Source organism: Streptomyces sp. NPDC020747 (assembly GCF_044334695.1).
Taxonomy (GTDB): domain Bacteria; phylum Actinomycetota; class Actinomycetes; order Streptomycetales; family Streptomycetaceae; genus Streptomyces.
Window position 1 is genome coordinate 1 of sequence record NZ_JBIRTJ010000037.1, and the last position, 20,893, is coordinate 20,893.

Genomic DNA, 20,893 nt, shown 5'->3' on the forward strand with positions numbered 1-20,893 from the left:
AACTCAGCTACGACGGCGTGGCCAAGCCCATCCGCTTCAACCAGGACATCACCCACGGACTCAGACCCGAGAACACGAGCTTCCTGTACCAGGTCGAGGACGGGAAGTTCCGCTTCCTGGGCCGGTACGACCAGGTGACCTGACCGGCGCCGTTCCGCAGGCGAACCGCACGCCCTCGCCGCCCCGGTCGACGCGGTCGCCGCCTCTGGTGGGCGCCCGCCCGAGATCGCCGTATCGCCCCTGCTCGAAGGGTGAATGGGGACTCTGCGTGACGAAAGAGTGCGATTCCAGCCATGGGCTGCTCATGTGAGCTGTGATTCAGGAGACGCTGTCAGACACCCGCTATACGGTTGACCAGGACAACAACCCGGGACGAAGGAGCACGTCGTGAGGCCCACCCTGGCCGCCGCGCAGGTCCGCGGCAGTCTGACGCAGTACCTCACGACGACCTACGCCCTCACCGACGGAGACACCCGTCTCGCTCTGGAGCGCTTCCTCGGACACCCCGAGACCGGGATCTTCCGGGGCCCCTACCTGCGCATCAGGACGCCGTTCCACAAGGCCGACGACGGATGGCAGGGACATCTCGAATGGGCCCCGGGCTTCCCGCCGTACCGGCATCAGGCCAAGGCGTGGGAGCGGCTGAGCACCCGGCACAGCCCAGCACTACCGACGTTGATCACCACAGGGACCGGGTCCGGCAAGACGGAGTCCTTCCTCGTGCCCGTCCTCGACCACTGCCGACGGGAGAAGGCGCTCGGCCGGAGGGGAATCAAGGCCGTGCTGCTGTACCCGATGAACGCGCTCGCCACCGATCAGGCGGGCCGCATCGGGGAGTATCTCGCACAGCCCGAGCTCGCCCAGGTCACCGCGGGGCTCTACATCGGTGACCGGCCGGACACCGACTTCCGGCGGGTGATGACCCGGCGCGAGGAGATGCGGCAGGCGCCTCCCGATGTGCTGGTCACCAACTACAAGATGCTCGATCTGCTGCTCCAGCGCGGCGAGGACCAACCCCTGTGGGAGGGCGCCGACATCGCGCACGTGGTGCTCGACGAGTTCCACACGTACGACGGCGCACAGGGCACCGACGTCGCGATGCTGCTGCGCCGGCTGGCATCGGCTACGGGGCGGAGCAGGCCTGGACGGCCGCTCGGGACGATCTGTCCCGTGGCGACGTCCGCCACCCTGGGCGAGGGCAGTCCCGGCAGCCAGGCCGGTGGCATCCTCGAAGTGGCGGCGCAGGTCTTCGGAATGCCGTTCTCCGCCGACGCGGTGATCGGTGAAGAGCGCATGTCCGCCGGGCAGTTCACCGGCGAAGTGGACTACGAGCTGCCCGAGCCACCGTCACCGAAAGAGGTCATCGACTGCTCCGGTGGGCCGGGGGTCGAGGCACGGCCCGATCAGCTGGATCTCGACGGGCTCGCGGCGAGAATCCTGGGTCGCGGCGGACTCGACCCGTTCCAGCTCGGCAGACTCCTCAAGCGACACGACTTCACCCACGGCGTGTTGTCGCTCCTCGACGGGGAACCGCTCAGCGAATGGGAGCTACGGGACCGGATGAGCCGGTTCGGCTACGCGTGGGGACGGGCGGCGCGGGAGAACCCTCGGCTGGTGCTGCAGGCTCTGTCGCGTTTCGTGGCCCTCCTGTCCGCCGCTCGGGATCCCGAGTCGGACGCGAAACGGCCCCGGCCGCTGCTGCACGTCGAGGCGCACCTGTGGGTGCGGCCCGTCACGCGTGTGCTGCGCGGTGTCGGGCCCACTCCGGACTTCCGGTGGTACGAGGACGACCGCACCGCCGCGCGCAGAGCGGCCCTGGCCGCACCTCCCACCGGCGGTGACGAGGACGAGCGGTCGTCCGGCAGCTGGCCGTCCGGTGACGCTCGGCGCGCGCGGGCGCAACCGGGGTCGGACACGGCGGCGCGGCCGGCGGCCGTGCATCTGCCCGCCGTCTACTGCCGTAACTGCGGGCGGTCCGGATGGGCCGCGCTGTCTCCGGAGGCCGACCCGCAGCAGCTCGTCATGGCGCAGGACAAGGTGTGGCGGGCGGGGATCGGGCGCGACAAGCGGCGTATCCGGTACTTCATCGCCGCGACCGGCGCCGAACGGGACGAGGCACTGAACGCACTGACCGGCGCCAAGCCCTCATCCGGAAGCGGAGTCGATCCGCTCTCCGTCGTCGTGCTCGACGGCGCGCAGGGGACGTACCGCCTGCCGACGGCCGCGGACCGCGACGAGTTGCAGGACGGATGGTTCGCCCTGGCGATCACCGACAAGAAGTCCGCGGACAAGGCGGCCACCGACGACCGCTGCCCGGCCTGCAACGTGGACAACGGAATCCGCTTCCTGGGCACGTCACTTGCCGCCCTGGCGTCCGCCACGGTCACACAGCTGTTCACCGGTGGGGACATCGCGCTCGTCCCGGAAGAGCGCAAGACGCTGCTCTTCAACGACTCGACGCAGGACGCCGCGCACCGGGCGGGCTACGTCGCCAACGCCTCGTACAAGTTCTCGCTGCGGTCGCTGCTCGCGCACACCCTCAACGACTCCCCGGAACCACTTGCCCTCAACGACCTGATCGGCAACGTGCTCGACTCGGTCGACGACCCGCAGGCGCTGGCCGCCGTGGTGCCGCCCGACCTGCACGACGAACCGGGTGTGGACCGGCTGCTGTCGGGGCGGGGTACGGGTGATGCCCGCACCTGGAAGCTCATCGGTGAGCGGCTGGCCTTCGCCACCGTCATGGAGTTCGGTCTGCGTTCCCGCCAGGGACGCACCCTGGAGCTCACCCGCACCGCCGCGGCCGAGGTCGTCCTCCAGGACCCGGAGCGCGTCATCGCGCTCGCACGTGATGTGCACCTGACGCTGCCCGGTCAACTGGTCGCGGTCGGCGCCCTGCCGACGCCCGACCGCTATCTGGCCTTCGTGCGCGGGCTGTTGGAGCGGGTGAGGCAGCGCGGCGGCGTGCGGCACCGGTGGCTGGAGCCGTGGATGCGGAATGCGGGGGTCACCCGCTTCAAGGTGTGGGGCGGGCGGCCCGACGGCATGCCGGCGTTCCCCGACGGGGTGGCGGCGCCCCGGTTCCTGCTGGACGGGCCGAAGGAGAAGTCCACGTTCGACGCGGCCACCGGCAGGCTCGGCTGGTACCAGGACTGGACCCGGCGGTGCCTCGGCCTGGACGCGGCAGGCGCGAGCGAGTACCTGCGCCGACTGCTGCCCGTGCTGGCGGAGGAACACGTCCTCGCGGTGCGCACGGCACAGGACCGGACCACCAAGGTGTACGGGCTCCAGCCGGGCCACGTCGAAGTGCGCCTGCTCGACGACGCCGTGGTCAACAAGTCCTTCGTCAGCTGCGCGGACTGCGGCTGGGAGCAGGTCGTGCTGCCCGAGCGAAGGACCCGTTGGTACGGACATCCGTGCCCGCGCTACCGATGCAAGGGGATGCTCCGGCCGCCCCGGTCCGATGTCTCCGTCAGTGTCACCAGCACGTCCGGCAGCTTCGGCGGCTCACGCGAGCGCGACTATCAGAACGACTACTACCGGCGTCTGTATCTGACCGGCGGTACGTTCCGTGTGGTCACCGCCGAGCACACGGGCATGCTCACCCGCCCGCAGCGCGAACGCGTCGAGCGGACCTTCCGGGAGGGCACGCACTACACGGACCCCAACGTGCTCTCGTGCACACCGACGCTGGAACTCGGCATCGACATCGGCGACTTGTCAGCCGTACTCCTGGGGTCGCTGCCGAAGGGCCCGGCGAACTACGTACAGCGGGCAGGGCGTGCCGGCCGCAAGACCGGTAACGCGCTGGTTGTCGCCTTCGGCGGCCGACGCGCCCGTGACCTCTACTACCTCGACGAGCCACGGGAGATGATCGCGGGCGACATCGTGCCGCCCGGCTGCTACCTGTCCGCGGTGGAGATCCTGCGCCGTCAGTACACGGCACATCTGCTGGACCTCGCGGCCCGTGGCTCCCTCACCACGGCGGACGGGGAGCGACTTCAGCCCGCGCCACGACTCGTGTCGGCGCTCTTCGGCACCACCGGCTGGTGCCAGGACCTCGCGGACGCCGCACTCACCCATGGCGCACGTCTGGTCGAGGACTTCCTGGCGCTGTTCCCCGTCGGGTCGACGGACGGCACGGGAGTCTCCGAGCACGCGGCCGAGCAGCTGCGCGCCTACGCCACGGGGGGCATCGTCCGGGCCCTGCAAGAAGCCGAGGAGGACTGGACAGCGCGGCGTGAGGAACTGCGGCGGCGCATCGCGGCGATCGACACAGCGATGGACGGCCTCGTCCGCTCCGACCCCGAACAGGACCGCGAACGGCGGGAGTTGCTGGCAGAGCGACGCTCCACCGGCGACCTGTTGCGTGAGCTGAGCCAGACCAGCGCCCACGGCGCACTCGTCGATCTGGGCCTCCTGCCGAACTACAGCCTCGCCGACACGACGACCCAGCTGGAGGCCACCCTCTACTGGACCGAGCAGCAGGCCGACGAGGGTGACGGCACCGGCGACGGCGACGCGGCCGCATCGAAGAAGACGTACCGCAGCGAGGTACGGGACTACGAGCGCTCCCGCAAGCTGTCCCTCACGGAGCTCGCGCCGGGCAACAGCTTCTACGTCAACGGCTACAAGCACGTCGTACGCGCCCTGGACATCGGCAGTCCGGACCGGCGTGCCTGGTCGGTGTGGCGACTCTGCCCGGCATGCGGCTACGCCCGTACCGAGAACGCGAAGACGGACACCTCGCCCTGCCCTCGCTGTGGCGGGCGGGAGATCGCCGACGCGGGGTGCGTCCAGTACGTCATGGAGCCCAGGCGGGTCATCGCCCGCGACAAGCGCGACGACGCCAGGGTCCGGGACGACAAGGACGAGCGGGACCGCCGGCGCTACTCGATGCTGACGACCGTCGACATCGACCCCGTGCACCTGGGAGCCGGCTCCTGGCGGCACGACACCGCCATCTTCGGCGTCGACTTCACCCGGCGTGCCGTCGTCAGGACGCTCAACCTCGGGCTCGACCGCCAGGACGGCAGCAGCACCGTACCGATCGCGGGGGATGAAGTCCGGCTCAACCCCTTCTACGTGTGCACCAGTTGCGGCGGTGCCACAGCCGACGGACGCCCGGTCGTCGACCAGCCGCACAACGCGCTGACGGAGTCCCTGGCCACGAGCAGCAGAGCCAGTGCCCACCACCTGCTGTGGTGCCCGCGTCGCAAAACGCGGGCCACGGGCGACGAGCAGGGCAAGGGCCAGGACGTCCCGCTGCTGCTGGTTCACGAGCTCGTCACCGAGGCCGTACGGATTCTGCTCCCGGCGTCCGTCGCTCGCGCCAAGGAGCGGCTCGCGTCGTTCACCGCCGCCCTGTTCGTGGGCATCGCGGCACGGTACGGAGGCGATCCCGACCACATCGACATCGCCTCCGCCTCCATGCCCGACGGCGGCGACACCGACTGGCCCCGCCGTTTCCTCGTCGTCTACGACCGGCTGCCGGGCGGCACCGGGTACCTGCACCGGCTGGCGTCCGCGGACGGCTTTCGCGAAGTGCTGCTCAAGGCACGCGAGGTCATCGAGAGCTGCCCGTGCATCGAGAAGGGCCTCGACGGCTGCCACCGATGTCTGCTGCGTCGCGTTCCCGCGAGCGACTACGACCGTGTGAGCAGAAGCGAAGTACGGCAGATGCTCGACGAGTTGCTCGGCAAGGCCGGTGAGAGCTGGCAGACCTCGCCCATCGCCGCGACGCACCACATCCCGCTGGAGCGCCAGGCCGAGAGCGACCTTGAGGTGATGTTCATCGACACACTCAAGGAGTGGGCCGGGCAGCCCGACGCACAGGCCAGCGCGGACGCGTACACGACCACGGCCGGTACGTACTCGCTGGACCTGAGGATGACCGGCTCCGGCGGCACCACGCTCAGCTGGCGGGTCTCTCAGCAGCGCGTGCTGGACGGAACGCGGCCGGACGTGCTCTTCGAACGCCTCGACGCCCCCGGACCACGTCTTGCTCTCTATCTCGACGGCTACGAGTTCCATGCCACGCCCAAGCACAACCGGCTCGCCGACGACGCCACCAAGCGCACCCGGTTGCGTGCCGAGGGGCTGCGTGTCTTCCAACTCACGTACTACGACGTGAAGGAGTGGCGTACCCGGGTGCGCGACACCGGCTATGCCGCCGCCGGGCCCGCGGATCCGGTGTGGCAGCCCTACGGAGAACACGGCCAGAGGCAGGCCCGGGACTACTACGCCAAGGTGCGGGGCGGTCTGCCGGGCGAACTCGCGCAGACCGTCTGGATCAATCCGGCGGATCTGCTGCTCACGTACCTTCGCTCTCCGGACCCCGAGCTGTGGCTGACACGTGCGGAGGCTGTCGTGGCCGGGCTCACGGGGACCCGGCCGCAGGCGGCGGCCGTGTCCGAGGAAGCCGTTGGATCCCAGCTCGCGGCGGCGCTGCGCGGCACGCCTCCGCAGGGCCGGGGCGGGCCGCTGCGCATGCTCGCCGCGGTCGACCGGTCCGGCTGCTCCGTCACAGCTGTGGCGGACGGCAGGCACAAGCCGCCCGCGTGGACGGCGGCCACCGTGCTCGACGACAGCCCGTCGGCCGTCGCGGACACAGAAGCCCACAAGAAGCGCTGGCGAGCCTGGTTGTACTGGAGCAATCTGGCGCAGTTCCTGGAGCACGGAGGAGGCGACAGCGTCCAGCTGACCACGGGCATGCTGGACGCGTTCTCGGCCGACACACTCGCGGTCACCGGCGGCTCCGGATGGCTGGCCTCCACTCGGATCGAGCTCGGGCTCGGTGCCGAAGAGACCGCAGTACAGCGGGATGAAAGGGAAACGGGCCTGTCGACTGCCCAAGCCGAACCGAACGCCACGGAGCCGAGCGGCCCCGTGCCAGGCGGCACCGCCTGGGACACAGTGCTGGAGTACCTGGATCCGGAAGAGCCCGGACTGCAGTTGCTGGCAGTGGCACTGGCCTCCATGGCGACGCCGGCACCCGTCGACGGCTTCGAGCTGGACGATCGCGGTTGGATGGCCGAACTCGCCTGGCCCGCCCGCAAGGTCGGTGTCGTGCTCGCGCCGCGCCCGGTCGGCTCCGAGCCCGACTACGAGGCGCAGGACCGCGACGCGGCCTTCGCCGCCGCGGGGTGGGACGTACGCCCCGCGAGTGAATGGACCGCCAGGGAACTGGCGGAACGGCTGGTCGTGCAACCGTCCCGGCCCAGCAGGCATCGTGATCAGCAGGACGACGGAACGATCCAGGGGGAGCCCCACCGATGAACACCGCGAGTGTGACCCTGCGTCTGCTCGACAAGGCGGACAAGGAGATCCTCAAGCTCCCCCGTACCGTCAAGGGCGCCCTCTACGACTTCCAGCACAAGTTCAAGGCCAATCCGCAGGCCACCGGCCTCCAGCTGAAGCAGCTGAAGGGCGACAGCAGACTGTGGTCCGCACGCGTCAACGACGAGTACCGCGCCCTGCTGCTGCGCCTCGCCGACAACGACTGGCTGATCGTCTCGGTCAAGCACCGCAAAGAGGTCTACGAGAACCTCGATCGCCTCGCCTACGGCGTCAACCAGATCACCGGTGGCATCGAGTACGTCGATCTTCAGGTGGTCGAGGAGAGCGTCCTCAAGCGAACGGCGCCTCGACCGTCCGCGCCCGCCCCGGCTGCTCCGCCGCAACCTGAACTCCCGCGTCCGGAACCGCTGTTCGCCCGATTCTCGGAGCAGCAACTCACCGATCTCGGTGCTGCCGAGCCGCTGGTACCGGTGATTCGCACGCTCACCACGGAGGAGCAGCTGCTCGGACTCATCGAGTACGCGCCTCAGCTGACCGGCGAGATCCTGCTCTCGCTCTTCGACGGCAAGTCGTACGAGGACGTACTGGAGCAGGTGACGGCCCCGGTCGCCGCCGCCGAGCCGGTCGACACCGAGGACTTCCAGACCGCCGGCCGGCGCCCGGCGACGATGGTCACGACCACGGACGAGGCGCTGCGCGAGGCGCTGGAAGGCGAGGACTTCGGGCGTTGGAAGGTCTTCCTGCACCCCACGCAGTCCAGGCTGGTGAAGCGGGACTGTTCCGGTCCGGCCCGCGTGGGTGGCGGCCCGGGCACGGGGAAGACCATTGTTGCCCTGCACCGCGTGAAGCATCTGGTCGAGCAACTCCCCCAGGGCCGCAACAAACAGGTGTTGCTCACCACGTACAACAAGAACCTCGCGGCCGACCTCCGGGCACGGCTCCTCGAACTCGGCGGGGAGCAACTGCTCTCCCGTGTGGACATCAGCCATGTCGACCAGCTGGCACTGCGCGTGGTCCGCGAGGCCGAGCCGGGCAGCGCGAAGCAGACGATCGACGACAACCAGGTACTCCGCGAATGGCGCTCGATGCTCGACGAGCTCGGCGACGCGACCTGGGACGCGGAGTTCCTGCACGACGAGTGGACGCAGGTGATCCTCGGCCAGGCGGTCGTGTCCCGCACCGACTACTTCCGCGCACGCCGTGCCGGCAGGGGTCGGAGCATCACGCGGTCGGAGCGTGCCGAGATCTGGCAGCTGGCCGAGAAGTTCACCCAGCGCCTGGACCGTCTCGGGCGCCAGACATGGGCGCAGGTCGCCGAACGGGCCGCGCGCCTGGAGATGGAGCGTGAGCGGCGGATCCAGGCTGTCGAGCAGCAGCGTGCGGAGCACGGCGGCCTGGACAACATCCATCTTCAGGACGGTTCCGCCGGATGGCTGCGGTACCGCTACCGGCACATCGTCGTGGACGAGGCCCAGGATCTCCGTCCGGGTCACTGGAAGATGCTGCGCGCCATGGTCGCGCGGGACCGCAACGACCTCTTCCTGGTCGGTGACACCCACCAGCGCATCTACAACAACCAGGTGACCCTCGGCAGCCTCGGCATCAACATCCGTGGCCGATCCGCCAAGCTCACCCTCAGTTACCGGACCACACGACAGATCCTCGGCTCTGCACTCGGGGTCCTGAGCGGTGAGTCGTTCGACGATCTCGACGGAAACCAGGAGACTCTGGCCGGCTATCGGTCGGTCTTGAGCGGTGCCCGCCCCGAACTCCATCCGAACGCCGACTGGGAGGCCGAACGCGAGGCCATCACGGAGTTGGTCGCCGAGTGGGACGACATCCCTTTGGAGCAGATCGCCATCTGTGTGCCCACCAATGCGATGGCACAGGAAGTCGCCGTGTCACTGGCACACTCGGGAATCAGGGCCATAGAGATCGGTCCTGACGGGCCGCGCGGCGATGAAGGCGTACACATCGGCACGATGTTCCGGTTCAAGGGGCTCGAATACCAACGCATGATCATCGCAGGCGTGAACGAAGGCCTTGTACCTCGCAATGCAGTGATCCACATGCAGCGCACCGACGCATTGCGCTACCGGCGTGAACTCCAGCGGGCGCGATCCCTGCTCTTCGTCGCCGCCACTCGTTCACGCGATTCGCTTGCGATCTTCTGGCATGGAACCCCCAGCCGGTTCCTCAAGCCCCTGCTCACGAATTGATGTCCCTCAAAGAGGAGTGATCCGCTGCGACTCCGAGGAACTCCTCGGAGTCGCCGGTACCGCGTGCCCCGCCTGCATCGCGGCCGTGGCGATGGCGCCCGCGACCTCCGTGCGGCGGCCGTGCGGGGCGTGGTCGGCCCTGGCGTAGGTGAGGGTCATGCGGGCGGTGTCGTGCCAGCGGGTGTGGGCGGTGTGGCGGAGCTTCGGCCAGACGATCGGTGACGGCGTCGAGGAAAGCACGGTCGTTCACAGGCGGTCACTCCAGGCCCGGTCACTCATCACAGGCGTCGCTCCCGGGCCGCGCTCCTGAAGGGCACGTCACGGTCGCCGCGGGGGCACTCCGAACGTTACGCCGCCGCCGACCGTGTGCGCCTGGACGTCCGCCGCGGCCTCCCCCAAGGCGAGGTCGGCCGGACGCTCCGGTGTCGGTGATCCCGAACGCCCGCGCCCGGCGCACGTGTTGCGTACGGGGAGGGCGGCACGGGAGGCAGCGCCGCGAGCGCACCCGAAGGTACCCCCGCGGCACTCGGCGTCGGTGTTCAGCCGGCCCCCGCCGCGGCCTTCCGCAGCTTCGCGAGCTCCCCGTACATCACGTCACCCGGGCACTCCGTCGACAGCCAGTCGCGGTGGCCGCTGATCTCGTGGACGTCCTTCGTGGTGCCGTTGACCGGGTTGGTGTACGTGACCCGGCCCTCGGGGTCGACCCCGTGGAAGCGGGTCAGGGCGCGGACCAGGCTGGTGAGGGACGCGCGGGCGGCGGCGGTCGGGCCCTGTTCCATCAGGTTGCCGAGGAGGGCGATGCCGAGGTTGCCCGAGTTGAAGCCGCCCACGTGGAAGGCGGTCACGAGCTTGCCGTCGGCGTCGTGGGCCGCGACGCCGTCGTCACCGGAGTAACGGCCCTCGTAGACCTTGCCCTTGTCGTCGATGAGGAAGTGGTAGCCGATGTCGCCCCAGTCGTTCGTGATCGCGTGGAGCTGGTAGATCGCGCGCACCGTGGCGGCCGGGTCCGGGTCGTCGTTGGCGGTCGCGGTGTGGTGGACCGTGAGCGTCTGGAACGGGTAGTACGCCGTCGGTGTGTTCTCCGTGCCGTCCGGCTTGAAGCGGAGCTTCTCGTCCGCGCCCCAGGCCGCCCGCGAGAGGTAGGCGACACCGCGCACCCGGGTCGTGTCCGCCGGGACCGCCACCTTGCGGCTCGGGCCCCGTGTCGTGTCGATGGCCAGCGAACGCAGCCCGGTGGATCCGTCCGGTGCCTTCAGCTCGTAGCCCGCGGCCCGGTCGACGGGGATGAGCAGCGCACCGCCGTTGCTGTCCGAACAGCCGTTGCCGCTCAGGGACTTCCAGGCTCCCTTGCCGCCGTCGGCGTCGGTCAGCCGGATGCCGCCGCCGGTGGCCTCACGGGTGCCGGCCCAGCGCACGCCCACGTAGCCGATGGGGAAGGCGGCCTCGACCGGCGCCTCACCCGTGGCCTCCTTGGCGCGGGTCTTCGGGAAGGTCTCGGAGGTCGTACCGGGCTCGGCGTCGGTGGTGTCCGAACCGGCCGCGCCCGAAGTCGTGTTGGCCATCACGACGGGGGTGAGCGCGGCGCCCGCCGCGACCGCGCCCGCCGCACCGATCAGCCCGCGCCGCGTGACGCGGGACGGGGCACGGTGGGACGCGGGAGAGGAGGGAGGGGTGGGGGTGGTGGTGGGAACAGTCATGGGGCTTCCTTCGGTGTTCCTGGTCATTCCTGACGGCGGCGGGGCCCGTGGGGCCCACACTCCAGCCATGCTTGAAGACTCAACGGAGCATAGGGGTTCCGGTTACCGGCACCGTCCACACCCCTCGATAAAATCCCAGAATGCACTCCTCCCCCTCCTCCCCCGCACGTCTCGTCCGTGAATTTCATCTGGCCTTCGGACTCGACACCCGTACGACACCGACCGAGGTCTCCCCGGAACTCGCGGCCCATCGCGGTGAGTTGCTGGCTGAGGAGGCCGCCGAGGTGGCGGAGGTCGCCGTCGCCGGGCCGCTCGACGCGCTGGCGCACGAGCTCGCGGACGTCGTGTACGTCGCGTACGGCACCGCGCTCGTGCACGGCATCGACCTGGACGCGGTCATCGCCGAGATCCATCGCGCCAATATGACGAAGCTGGGGCCCGACGGGCGGGTCAGCCGCCGTGCCGACGGCAAGGTCCTCAAAGGGGACCACTACCGGGCTCCGGACGTGTCGGACGTGCTGCGGGACCAGGGCTGGGAGCCGCAGTCCACCGTCTGAGCTGCTCTGAGCTGCTCTGACCTGCACTTTCTCCTGATTGTCAGTGGCGTGCGTTACGAATTGATGTGTCACGCAGCGTCACGACGGGGGAGGTAGTGATGGCGATGCAGGGTGCGCCCGATCCGGGCGAACCTCAGAGGGAACCGGCTCGTACGTATGTCTCGGCCGAAGGGCTGCGGGCCCGGGGGTGGACCGACGGGACAGTGCGTCGGCTGTTGGGGGAGCCCGACCGGTTGAGTGCGCATCCGCGGTTCCGTTCGGCGCCGTGGATCCGGATGTACCGCGTCGAGCGGGTCGAAGCCGCCGAGCGGAGCGCGGAGTTCCGGTCGGGAGCGGCGTTCGCGGCGCGGCGGTCGGGTGCGGTGCGCAAGGCGGTGGGCCGCGGGGGGCAGGAGGCCGTGGCTCGTCGGCGGCGGAAGGTGCTGGCCCGGATTCTTGCCGAGCCCATCGACGTACCGCGGTTGGACGCCGGGGAGTTGGCACGCCGAGCCGTCGAGCACCGCGCTCGCCGGGAGACCCAGGTAACCGAAAGCATCACAGGAACCGAAGGCACCGCGGGAATCGAAGGCATCACGGGAACCACAGAAGCCACAGGCGCTCTCGGCACCCCGAGCACCGATCGCGCATCGCTCGACCGGTGGAAGATCGACTATCTGCGGCACCGGCTCAGCCCTTACGACGAACTCCTCGAAGGCCTCTCCCGCCGGGAAGAGCGAGGCAGGGCCGCGGCGCTGCTGCGGCGGCGGATCCACGCCGCCATCGCCGAGGCGTACCCGGAGCTGGCGGAGGAGTGCGAGCGGCAGGCGCGCGCCCAGCAACTCGGCAGCCCGCCCGGCGAAACTCCGCGCCCATGAACGCCCACCGGCGAAGTGGCCATCCACCCACGGCAGTTGGGTCCGAGGCGCCGCGCACAGTGATTGACACCTACACGCAACGCCAGGGAAAACACCGCTTCCTACGGTCGGCGGGCGAGCGCCGATCACCGACCCGCGAGGAGCCGTGCCACCCGTGAAAATCGCCCACCGTACAGCCGCTGTGCTCTGTTCGTTCGCCGTAGCCGCGGGAGTCTCGCTGGCCGGCGCGAGCGCCCATGCCGAGGAGAGGAAGGGCCTGCCCGAAGTGGCGGTGATCGGCACGGGCGGGACCATCTCCGGGGTCAGTACGAACCGCGTCTCGTTCCAGGACTACCGGTCGGGGCAGCTCGCGATCTCCAAGATGGTGGACGAACTGCGGCCGGAGGTGAACGGCCTGGCCGACGTGACGACCGAGCAGTTCGGGAACAAGGGGTCGAGCGGGTACTCCATCGCGGACTACCGCAAGCTCACCGCGTCCGTGGACGCCGCGCTCAAGAAGAACGACGCCGTCGTGGTCACCACCGGTACGGACACGATGGAGGAGTTCGCGTACTGGCTCGACCTGACCGTGCGCAGCGACAAGCCGGTCGTCCTCACGGGGTCGATGCGGCCGTGGACCGTCATCGGCACGGACGCGCCGGCCAACCTCTACAACGCCATCAAGCTCGCCGCGAGCCGCAAGACCAGGTGCTACGGAACCGTCGTCATGCTCAACGACGAGATCCAGGCGGCCCGGGAGGTCCGCAAGACCAACGCACTGCGCATGGACACCTTCGAGAGCGGACGTTCCGGAGTGCTCGGCGCCGTCGACCAGGACAACATCCGGCTCAACCGGGCACCGGCCCGCGTCCAGAAGTGCGGCAAGGCCGGCTGGCGTACGCCCTTCGACCTGGACCGGATCGTCGGCAGGGTGAGCGCGAAAGAGAAGACAAAGGAGGAGAGGAAGCCGCTGCCGAAGGTGGAGATCGCGTACTCGTACCAGGACGCCGGCGGCGAGGCCATCAAGGCGTTCGCGGACGGCGGCGCCAAGGGAGTCGTGACGGCGGGCACGGGCGCCGGGGGCATATCGCCCGCGATGTCGACCGCGCGGACGGACGCGGTGAAGAGGGGGGTGACGTTCGCGTCGACCACGCGTACCGGATCGGGCGCGGTGTACGACTCCACCGGGACCACCGGCGTCATCGGTGCCGAGGACCTGAGTCCGCAGAAGGCCCGGCTGTTGCTGCTCCTGTCGCTCGCGGCGACGAACGACGAGAAGCTGATACGGGAGTGGTTCGCGACGCTGGGGACGGCCCAGTTCACCACCAGGTGACGGCCCGGTTCGCCTCCAGGTGACAGCCGTCGGCGGCCGACAACACCTCGCGGAGGATCGGCGGAGGATATTCGGATGCGGCCCCGCAAGCCGGGGCCGCATGATCGGCGGGTTGTCCCTCAACAGCCACCGATTCCCTCGACATCGACCGATCCGTCCGCGGGAGGCCACCCATGCTGAAGCGCGTCACCGTCCCCACCCTCTTCACACCGCCCACCTACTCCCACGCCTCCGTCGTCGAGGCGGGCACACACCTCGCCTTCCTCGCCGGGTCCGTGCCTCTCAACGCCGACGGCGAACTCGTCGGCCCGGGCGATCCCGTACGGCAGGCCGAGCGGGTGATCGCGAACCTGGGCGAGCAACTCCGGTCGGTCGGCAGCGACTTCGAGCATGTGGCGTACACCGATGTGTACGTCGTGAGCAGTGATCCCGCGGTGCTCTCCGAGGTGTGGGCCGTCGTGGAAGCCTCCCGTCTCAGCGTCGGCCCGCACTCCTCCACCCTCCTCGGCGTCGCGTGCCTGGGATACGCCGGCCAGCTCGTGGAGATCACGGCCACGGCCGTGGTCCCGGACGCCGCTTCCGACCAGGCCTAGAGGACCGGGCCTAGAGTCCCTCCATGCTGATCGAACACCGGGGGCAGCGCCCCGTCGTCCCGGCCTCCGCGTACGTCGCACCGACCGCCGTCCTCTGCGGCGCGGTCGTCCTCGGCGAACGGGCCCGTGTACTGCACGGCGCCGTGCTCACCGCGGAGGACGGGGAGGTGAGGACCGGCGACAACGTCGTCGTCATGGAGAACGCCCTCGTACGGGGACGGCGACGCCACCCCGTACTCATCGGAAACGCGGTACTCATCGGACCGCACGCCCACGTCAACGGCGCCCGGATCGAGGACGAGGTCTTCGTGGCCACCGGAGCCTCCGCCTTCCCCGGCGCCGTCGTGGGCGCCGGTTCGGAGCTGCGGATCAACAGCGTGCTGCACGCCAACTCGGTCCTGCCACCCGGCTCGGTCGTACCCATCGGCTGGATCGCCGCCGGCGCCCCGGAGGCCAGGCTCTTCGCACCTGGCCGGCATGACGAACTGTGGGAGGTACAAAGGGAGTTGGACTTCCCGGGCACGGTGTACGGCGTCCCGCGCGGCACCTCCATGCGGGACATCATGGCCGGGCAGGCGGAGCACTTCGCCGCGCACCTCGACGACCGCGTCCTCGATGACGACCCCTCGACCGACTGACGTCCCGGCCCGGACCGGACCGGACCGGACCGGACCGGCACCCCCACCCCGGCCGGGCCCGTTCAGCCGCGGGCGTTCCGGGCCAGCTCCAGCGCGTACGACGGCCACCACTGCCCGGCGGTCGGTCCGCCCCGGCAGGTGCCGTCGGACTCACCGGGCCGCTTGATCCACAGGTAGGCGTCGATCAGCGGGGCGCCCGTCGCGGTGGTCGGCGGTGTTCCCAGGGCCCTGCCCGGCGGATTGCACCAGGAATCGGTGCCGGTGTAGGGGCCGTTGCCGTTGCGGCTGGTGTCGATCACGAAGTGCTTGCCGCCGAGAGCCGCCGACAGCTGAGTCCCGTACGCCGAACCGGCCGCGTCCGTCTGGAAGTTGGAGACGTTCAGCGCGAAGCCGTCGGCGCGGGCGATGCCCGACTTCGTCAGCGGTGCAATCAGTCGCGAAGTGTCCGGCAGCCAGGCGGAGTTGCCCGCGTCGAGATAGACATGGGTACCGGGCTGCCGCTTGAGGCGGTCCACGGCGTACGCCAGCAGCGCGTACCGCTCCTCGGCCACGACCGAGACGCAGCCCGCCACCGTCTGCGCCACGGCGTCCGGTTCGACGATCACATACGAGTCCCGGTCGCCCAGCCCGGCCGCGAACTCGTCGACCCACTTCCGGTAGGCCACGGCGTTCCGGGCCCCGCCTCCCGAGTACGACCCGCAGTCGCGGTGCGGGATGTAGTACGCGACGAGCACGGCCGTACGGCCCTGTCGTGCGGCTGCGGTGGTGCGGGCCCGTACCACCGCCCGGGACGCGGGGCCGTTGAGCCACTCGGCCTGGGGACGGGTGGCGATCCGGTCCATGAGCAGGGCGTCCGCGGTCCGTCCCGCAAGGCGCCATTCGGCGGCCTGAAGGGCGGCGCGGGACCGGGGATCGACCCAGAAGGACTCCACCGGCACGGGCCCCCTCACCTGCGGCTCACCCCACCCGGCCGGACCGGCACCCACCGCTCCGCGCGCACCCGACACCTCACGTGCACCCGAGGTCCCGGCACCGCACACACCCGCCGAGCCTGCGACCACCAGAGCGGCCAGCGCAACAGCAACCACCCGGACACGGGCGCGGATGGCACAGGCACAGGTGGCACAGACGCGGGTGACACAGACGCGGGTGACACGGGCAAAGAACCGAACACAGGCACCCACACCAGCGACCACGACCGACTCCGTTCCCGCCGCCGGAGGCAACGGTGGCGACTCCTCCACGGGAGCGGCACCGCCCACGTACCTGCGCCGCTCCCGTGGAGTCTGCGGTCAGCCGTGCCCGGCCACCCCGTTCGCCGCCTCGGGGGCGGAGAGAATCACTCCGACGGCGGCCCCCAAGTACGCCGCTTCGGCAGGGGCTTGGCATAGCTCCCCGCCCGGCTCGTCGTGAGCCCCAGTGACACGAGCGACTCGGCGAGTTTCACCGCCGCGCCCACCCCGTCCACGACCGGCAGCCCGAGCTTGTCCCCCACCGCCCGCTGCAGCCCGGTCATCCCGGCGCACCCGAGCACCAGGACCTCGGCGCCCGCGTCCCGGGCCCGCTCGGCGGCGGCCACGAAGGCCGCTTCGGTGCGCTCCGAGTCACCGAGGTCGAGGACACCGAGCCCGGTGCCCACGACGACGGCACAGTTCTGGCCCACGCCGGCCGTGTGCAGGCTGTCCTCGATCTGCCCGGCCGACCGTTCCAGCGTGGTGACGACGCCGTACCGCCGTCCGAGCAGGCACGCGAGATGGGCGGCCGCCTCGGTGATGTCGACGACGGGTACGTCCACGAGCTCCCGTACGCCCTCCCGCCCGTGTTCCCCGAAGCCGGCCATGACGACGGCGTCGTACGGACCCTCGTACGTCCGCAGGGTGTCGATGACGGCGGCCGCGGAGAGATAGCTGTCGAGCCAGCCCTCGGCGGACTCGGGTCCCCAGGCGGGGGTGAGTCCGAGCACGGTGGTGCCCGGGCCTGCTGCGGCCCGGGCACCTCGCACGATCTCCTCGGTCATCCCCTGCGTCGTGTTGCAGTTGGTGACGACGATCCGCACGCTCAGCCCTCCGCAGGAGCCGAAGTCGAAGCCGACGCCGGCTCGGTGACAGGGGCCGCGGCGCGCTCGGAGCGGCACAGGAGCGCGTACAGTCCAGCGGCCAGCGCCGTCCCGATGAACCACGAGTACGGGGCGACCTCGTTGAAGGTCGTCACGAGGGCGAGCACCGCCGAGACCGCCGCCGCGGGCAGGAACGCCCACAGGGCCTTGGGGTTGACGCCCTTGCGGTAGTAGTAACGCGATCCGGGCTCGGCGTTGAAGAGCTCGTTCACGTCGATGCGGCCGTGCTTGACCCAGAAGTAGTCGAGCATGATCACACCGAACAGCGGGCCGAGGAAAGCGCCGAGACCGCCGAGGAAGTACTGGACGACGGTGGGGTTGGAGAAGAGGTTCCAGGGGGTCACCACCAGCGCGGCCACCGTGCTGATCATGCCGCCGACCTTGAAGGTGATCTTCTGCGGCCAGACGTTGGCCAGGTCGTACGCGGGCGAGACGAAGTTGGCGACGATGTTGACGCCCATGGTGGCGATGGCGAAGGTCAGCGCGCCCAGCACCAGGACCCAGGTGTTGCCGATCTCGGCGACGAGGTGGGCCGGGTCGGTGATCGCCTTGCCGAACACCTCCAGCGAACCGGCCGTCACGATGACCGACACGATCACGAAGGCGGTCGAGTTGATGGGCAGGCCCCAGAAGTTGCCGCGCTTGACCGTCCGGTAGGAGGGTGCGAAGCGCGAGAAGTCGCAGAAGTTGAGCATCAGCGTGCCGTACGTGGCGAGGATCAGCCCGATCGCACCGAACCACTGCCGCCACTGCTCACCCACGGAGACGGGGTTCGGAGTCGTCGTGAGCGAGATGGTCCAGCCGGCCTTGGCGAGGATCCAGATCGCGAGGGCGATCATGACGAGCCAGATGGCCGGACCGCAGAAGTCCTGGAACTTCCGTACGGATTCCATGCCCTGGCTGATGATGAGCGCCTGGAGCAGCCACAGCGAGAGGAAGGACACCCAGCCGAGCGCGTCGAGGCCGAGGAACGAGCTGTGGGTCCAGGACTCCAGGCCCGGCCAGGCCGCGAGCAGCATGATGTTGACGGCGACGGAGGCCAGGTAGGTCTGGATTCCGTACCACATGATGGCGATGACGGCCCTGATCAGGGCTGGGATGTTGGCGCCCCAGACGCCGAAACTGATGCGGCTGATCACGGGGAAGGGCACGCCGTGGCTCTGCCCGATCTTCCCCATCCAGTTCATGCCGACGTAGATGAGCACGAAGCCGACGAGCAGGGACGTGAAGATCTGCCAGACGTTCATGCCGAGGACCAGCAGGCCCGCCGCGAACGTGTAGTTGCCGAGGTTGTGGACGTCGGACATCCACATGGCGAAGAGGTCGAAGACCTTCCAGTTGCGCTTGCCCGCGGGCGCGAGGTCTTCGTTGGTGAGCCGGGGGTCGGGGACGAACGCAGGCGTGCCGGTGGCTGTCGCTGGATCGGCGAGGGACACAAGGCCTCCATGAGCGAGGGGACGGCGGGAGGACTGCGGTGAGTGCGGGATGCGGGTGCGTATTACGGGGTGCGTGTTACGGGGTGCGTGTTACGGGGTGCAAGGAGAGTGAGTGAGGGGACGGGGGTGCGTGCGAGGTGGGGCGTGGGGGGGGCATGGGGAGGCTGAGGCCTGAGGCCGGGGAGCAGCCGCTTGCAGTTTTGGTATACCAAACTGAAGTCATAGTCTCGCCGTCGCCGACATCTGGCCATGTCCGTACGGTTACAGCTCGGTAAAACCGTCACTGGTTCGGCGAGGATGGACCCATGACAACGGTGGAACCGCTGGGGGCGGTGCGCGAGCGGGTCCTCGGCTCGCTGCGACAGGAGATCATCGCCGGGCGGCTGCTGCCCGGCGACCGGCTGGTCGAGCGCGAGCTGGCCGAGCGGTTCGGGGTCTCCCGCGTACCGGTCCGCGAGGCGATCCGGGCCCTGGTCGCCGAGGGCTTCGTCCTCTTCGAGACCCCGCGCCGCACGGTCGTACGCCGCCTGACCCCGACGGACGTCGCGGAACTCTTCGAACTGCGCGAGGCCCTGGAGGTGTACGCCACCGGGCTGGCCGCGCAGCGCGCCACCCGGGCCGATCTCGCCGAGCTGGAGGAGCTCCTCGACCGCGCGGCGACCGCGACCCGCGCGGACGACGCGGAGGCGATCACCGACATCAACACCCGTTTCCACAACAGGATCCTGGCGATGGCCGGGAACGGCCTGCTGACCTCCGTGATGGAGCCGGTCGACGGCCGACTGCGCTGGCTCACCCGCCAGAACGAGGAGTGGCCCCAACTCCTCGCCGAACACCGCGAGTTGTACGAAGCCATCGCCTCCGGCGACCCTGAACGGGCCCGCGACCACGCGCTGGCCCACGTACAGGCCAACTACCGCTCGACGGTGCGCCACCTCTTCGGCGACAGCGACAGCGACGCTGACCTCGGCCCCGCCTCCCATGCCAATGCCAATGCCAACTCCGGCTCCGGCTCCGGCTCCGGCTCCGAGGGGGAAGCGTGACCGTCCGTACGGCCATCGGTGCCGCGAGGACCCGTCCCTGCACGCTCGTCGTCTGCCGCGGCTGCTGCTGCGGAGACGCGCGCAAGTACCCGGACTACGACCACGATTGGCAGCTGGACCGGCTGCGCGCCGCGGCCGAGTCCTCCGGCGGCCGCCTCGCGGTCCGCACGACGGACTGCCTCGGCCCGTGCGATCAGGCCAACATCATCGTCGTACAGCCGTCGGGCGAGGGCCGCAGGCGAGGCGGCAGGCCCGTCTGGATCGGCTGGTCGATGGGCGACGACTGCACCGACGAGATACTCCGCTGGGCGCAGGCCGGCGGCCCCGGTGTCGCCCCTCCCCCGGCCACCCTTGAGCTGCAGTTCGTGCAGTCGGCAGGCGAACGGGACCGGGCGCGACGCTGAGCGCTCCGCTGGAACGCGGTACTCACCGCTGCGGGCCGACCGTCACTCGTCGCGCGCGGCCCCAGTCCTCCGCGGCCCTAGCTGTGGTGTCCAGGGAGATTGGTACAGCTCAGCGTCGGGCAGTGGCGCGGCGGCGGACGGTCTAGGGGAGGGTCTGGCTGCGCCATGCGGCGAGGGCGGAAGCCTCCGGCGCGACCCTTGGCCGTCCGGCCTCGCTCACCGGGACCGGGCGACCGAGGCCATCGGTGCCTACCGCGCGGGTGTCGCCGTGCAGGGCCTCACCCGGCAGTGCGGCGTCTCACCCAAGACGATCCGGCGGGCACTCGACGCCGCCGGTGCCCGCGCCCTCCCCGACGCCCCGCTCCTCCCCGGCACCGTCGGCGCGGTGGCCGGACCGTTCGCCGCCGACTGGGCGTACTCGGTACGCGTCACTGCCCCGCTCGCGTTCTGCAGGCCACTCTTCAGCAGCGTGTGCTGCCTTTGCCGGGGAGGGCTCCGGCCCGGTCTGGTGCGAGGCGTACCGCGCCTACGCCGACCGGATCGCCGGGGTGATGCGGACATCCTGACGGGCGTTTTGGGGGTTCGGCCAAGGTGAGTGGCACGACTCCGCGCGCCGCCGTGCCACCGGATCACCGGATCACCGGATCACCGCCGACATCAGCGGCGCTCGAACGGCCGGCGGCGCGGATGCTGCCGACGAGGCGGCGGTCCAGCGCCCACCCCGG

14 protein-coding genes are annotated in these 20,893 nt (G+C 70.1%); 9 read left to right on the plus strand and 5 right to left on the minus strand.

The features are described 5' to 3' along the window. The first annotated feature begins 387 nt into the window (after positions 1 to 387). Positions 388 to 7,278: a DEAD/DEAH box helicase gene (locus ACH4YP_RS47395; protein WP_398497759.1), complete on the plus strand. Its 6,891-nt coding sequence runs from the start codon at positions 388 to 390 to the stop codon at positions 7,276 to 7,278. Beyond that, positions 7,275 to 9,518, plus strand: a complete 2,244-nt coding sequence (locus ACH4YP_RS47400) for a UvrD-helicase domain-containing protein (RefSeq protein WP_361052943.1) — start codon at positions 7,275 to 7,277, stop codon at positions 9,516 to 9,518. The genes ACH4YP_RS47395 and ACH4YP_RS47400 overlap by 4 nt, the downstream gene beginning before the upstream one ends. 6 nt (positions 9,519 to 9,524) lie before the next feature. On the opposite strand, the gene ACH4YP_RS47405 is transcribed toward ACH4YP_RS47400, so the two are convergent. Together ACH4YP_RS47405 and ACH4YP_RS47410 are read right to left on the minus strand one after the other, a co-directional pair. After that, positions 9,525 to 9,758 (minus strand): hypothetical protein, encoded by a 234-nt coding sequence (locus ACH4YP_RS47405; protein WP_398497761.1) that lies wholly within the window; start codon positions 9,756 to 9,758, stop codon positions 9,525 to 9,527. 299 nt (positions 9,759 to 10,057) lie between these two features. Continuing rightward, on the minus strand, positions 10,058 to 11,215 hold the full coding sequence (locus ACH4YP_RS47410; RefSeq protein ID WP_398497763.1) for a peptidoglycan recognition family protein: 1,158 nt from the start codon (positions 11,213 to 11,215) through the stop codon (positions 10,058 to 10,060). Between the two features lie 140 nt (positions 11,216 to 11,355). Between ACH4YP_RS47410 and ACH4YP_RS47415 the strand changes: the two genes are divergently transcribed. The 5 genes from ACH4YP_RS47415 (at position 11,356) to ACH4YP_RS47435 (ending at position 15,169) form a co-directional block, all read left to right on the plus strand. Then, complete coding sequence (locus tag ACH4YP_RS47415) at positions 11,356 to 11,772, plus strand: MazG nucleotide pyrophosphohydrolase domain-containing protein (RefSeq protein ID WP_398497764.1); 417 nt, start codon at positions 11,356 to 11,358, stop codon at positions 11,770 to 11,772. A 98-nt stretch (positions 11,773 to 11,870) separates the two neighbouring features. Further along, positions 11,871 to 12,626 (plus strand): hypothetical protein, encoded by a 756-nt coding sequence (locus ACH4YP_RS47420; RefSeq protein ID WP_398497766.1) that lies wholly within the window; start codon positions 11,871 to 11,873, stop codon positions 12,624 to 12,626. 154 nt (positions 12,627 to 12,780) lie between these two features. After that, positions 12,781 to 13,938 (plus strand): asparaginase, encoded by a 1,158-nt coding sequence (locus ACH4YP_RS47425; protein WP_398497767.1) that lies wholly within the window; start codon positions 12,781 to 12,783, stop codon positions 13,936 to 13,938. A 173-nt stretch (positions 13,939 to 14,111) separates the two neighbouring features. Further along, the gene (locus tag ACH4YP_RS47430; RefSeq protein WP_398497769.1) at positions 14,112 to 14,531 is read left to right on the plus strand and encodes a RidA family protein; all 420 of its coding nucleotides are present in this window, start codon (positions 14,112 to 14,114) and stop codon (positions 14,529 to 14,531) included. Positions 14,532 to 14,554: 23 nt separating this feature from the next. Further along, positions 14,555 to 15,169 carry a gamma carbonic anhydrase family protein gene (locus tag ACH4YP_RS47435; protein ID WP_398497770.1) on the plus strand — a complete coding sequence of 205 codons (615 nt, stop codon included), beginning with the start codon at positions 14,555 to 14,557 and terminating at the stop codon, positions 15,167 to 15,169. A 62-nt stretch (positions 15,170 to 15,231) separates the two neighbouring features. Here ACH4YP_RS47435 and ACH4YP_RS47440 read toward each other — a convergent pair whose 3' ends face one another. From ACH4YP_RS47440 to ACH4YP_RS47450, 3 genes are all read right to left on the minus strand, one after another. Further along, positions 15,232 to 16,275, minus strand: coding sequence for a glycoside hydrolase family 6 protein (locus ACH4YP_RS47440; protein WP_398497775.1), 1,044 nt, complete (start codon positions 16,273 to 16,275; stop codon positions 15,232 to 15,234). A gap of 233 nt (positions 16,276 to 16,508) precedes the next feature. After that, the gene (locus ACH4YP_RS47445; protein WP_361052967.1) at positions 16,509 to 17,225 is read right to left on the minus strand and encodes an aspartate/glutamate racemase family protein; all 717 of its coding nucleotides are present in this window, start codon (positions 17,223 to 17,225) and stop codon (positions 16,509 to 16,511) included. A 2-nt stretch (positions 17,226 to 17,227) separates the two neighbouring features. Further along, positions 17,228 to 18,721 (minus strand): NCS1 family nucleobase:cation symporter-1, encoded by a 1,494-nt coding sequence (locus tag ACH4YP_RS47450; protein ID WP_361052970.1) that lies wholly within the window; start codon positions 18,719 to 18,721, stop codon positions 17,228 to 17,230. 305 nt (positions 18,722 to 19,026) lie between these two features. Between ACH4YP_RS47450 and ACH4YP_RS47455 the strand changes: the two genes are divergently transcribed. Further along, positions 19,027 to 19,764, plus strand: coding sequence for a GntR family transcriptional regulator (locus ACH4YP_RS47455; RefSeq protein ID WP_398497773.1), 738 nt, complete (start codon positions 19,027 to 19,029; stop codon positions 19,762 to 19,764). After that, positions 19,761 to 20,168, plus strand: coding sequence for a (2Fe-2S) ferredoxin domain-containing protein (locus tag ACH4YP_RS47460; protein ID WP_361052977.1), 408 nt, complete (start codon positions 19,761 to 19,763; stop codon positions 20,166 to 20,168). Before ACH4YP_RS47455 ends, ACH4YP_RS47460 begins: the two co-directional genes overlap by 4 nt. Positions 20,169 to 20,893 lie beyond the last annotated feature (725 nt).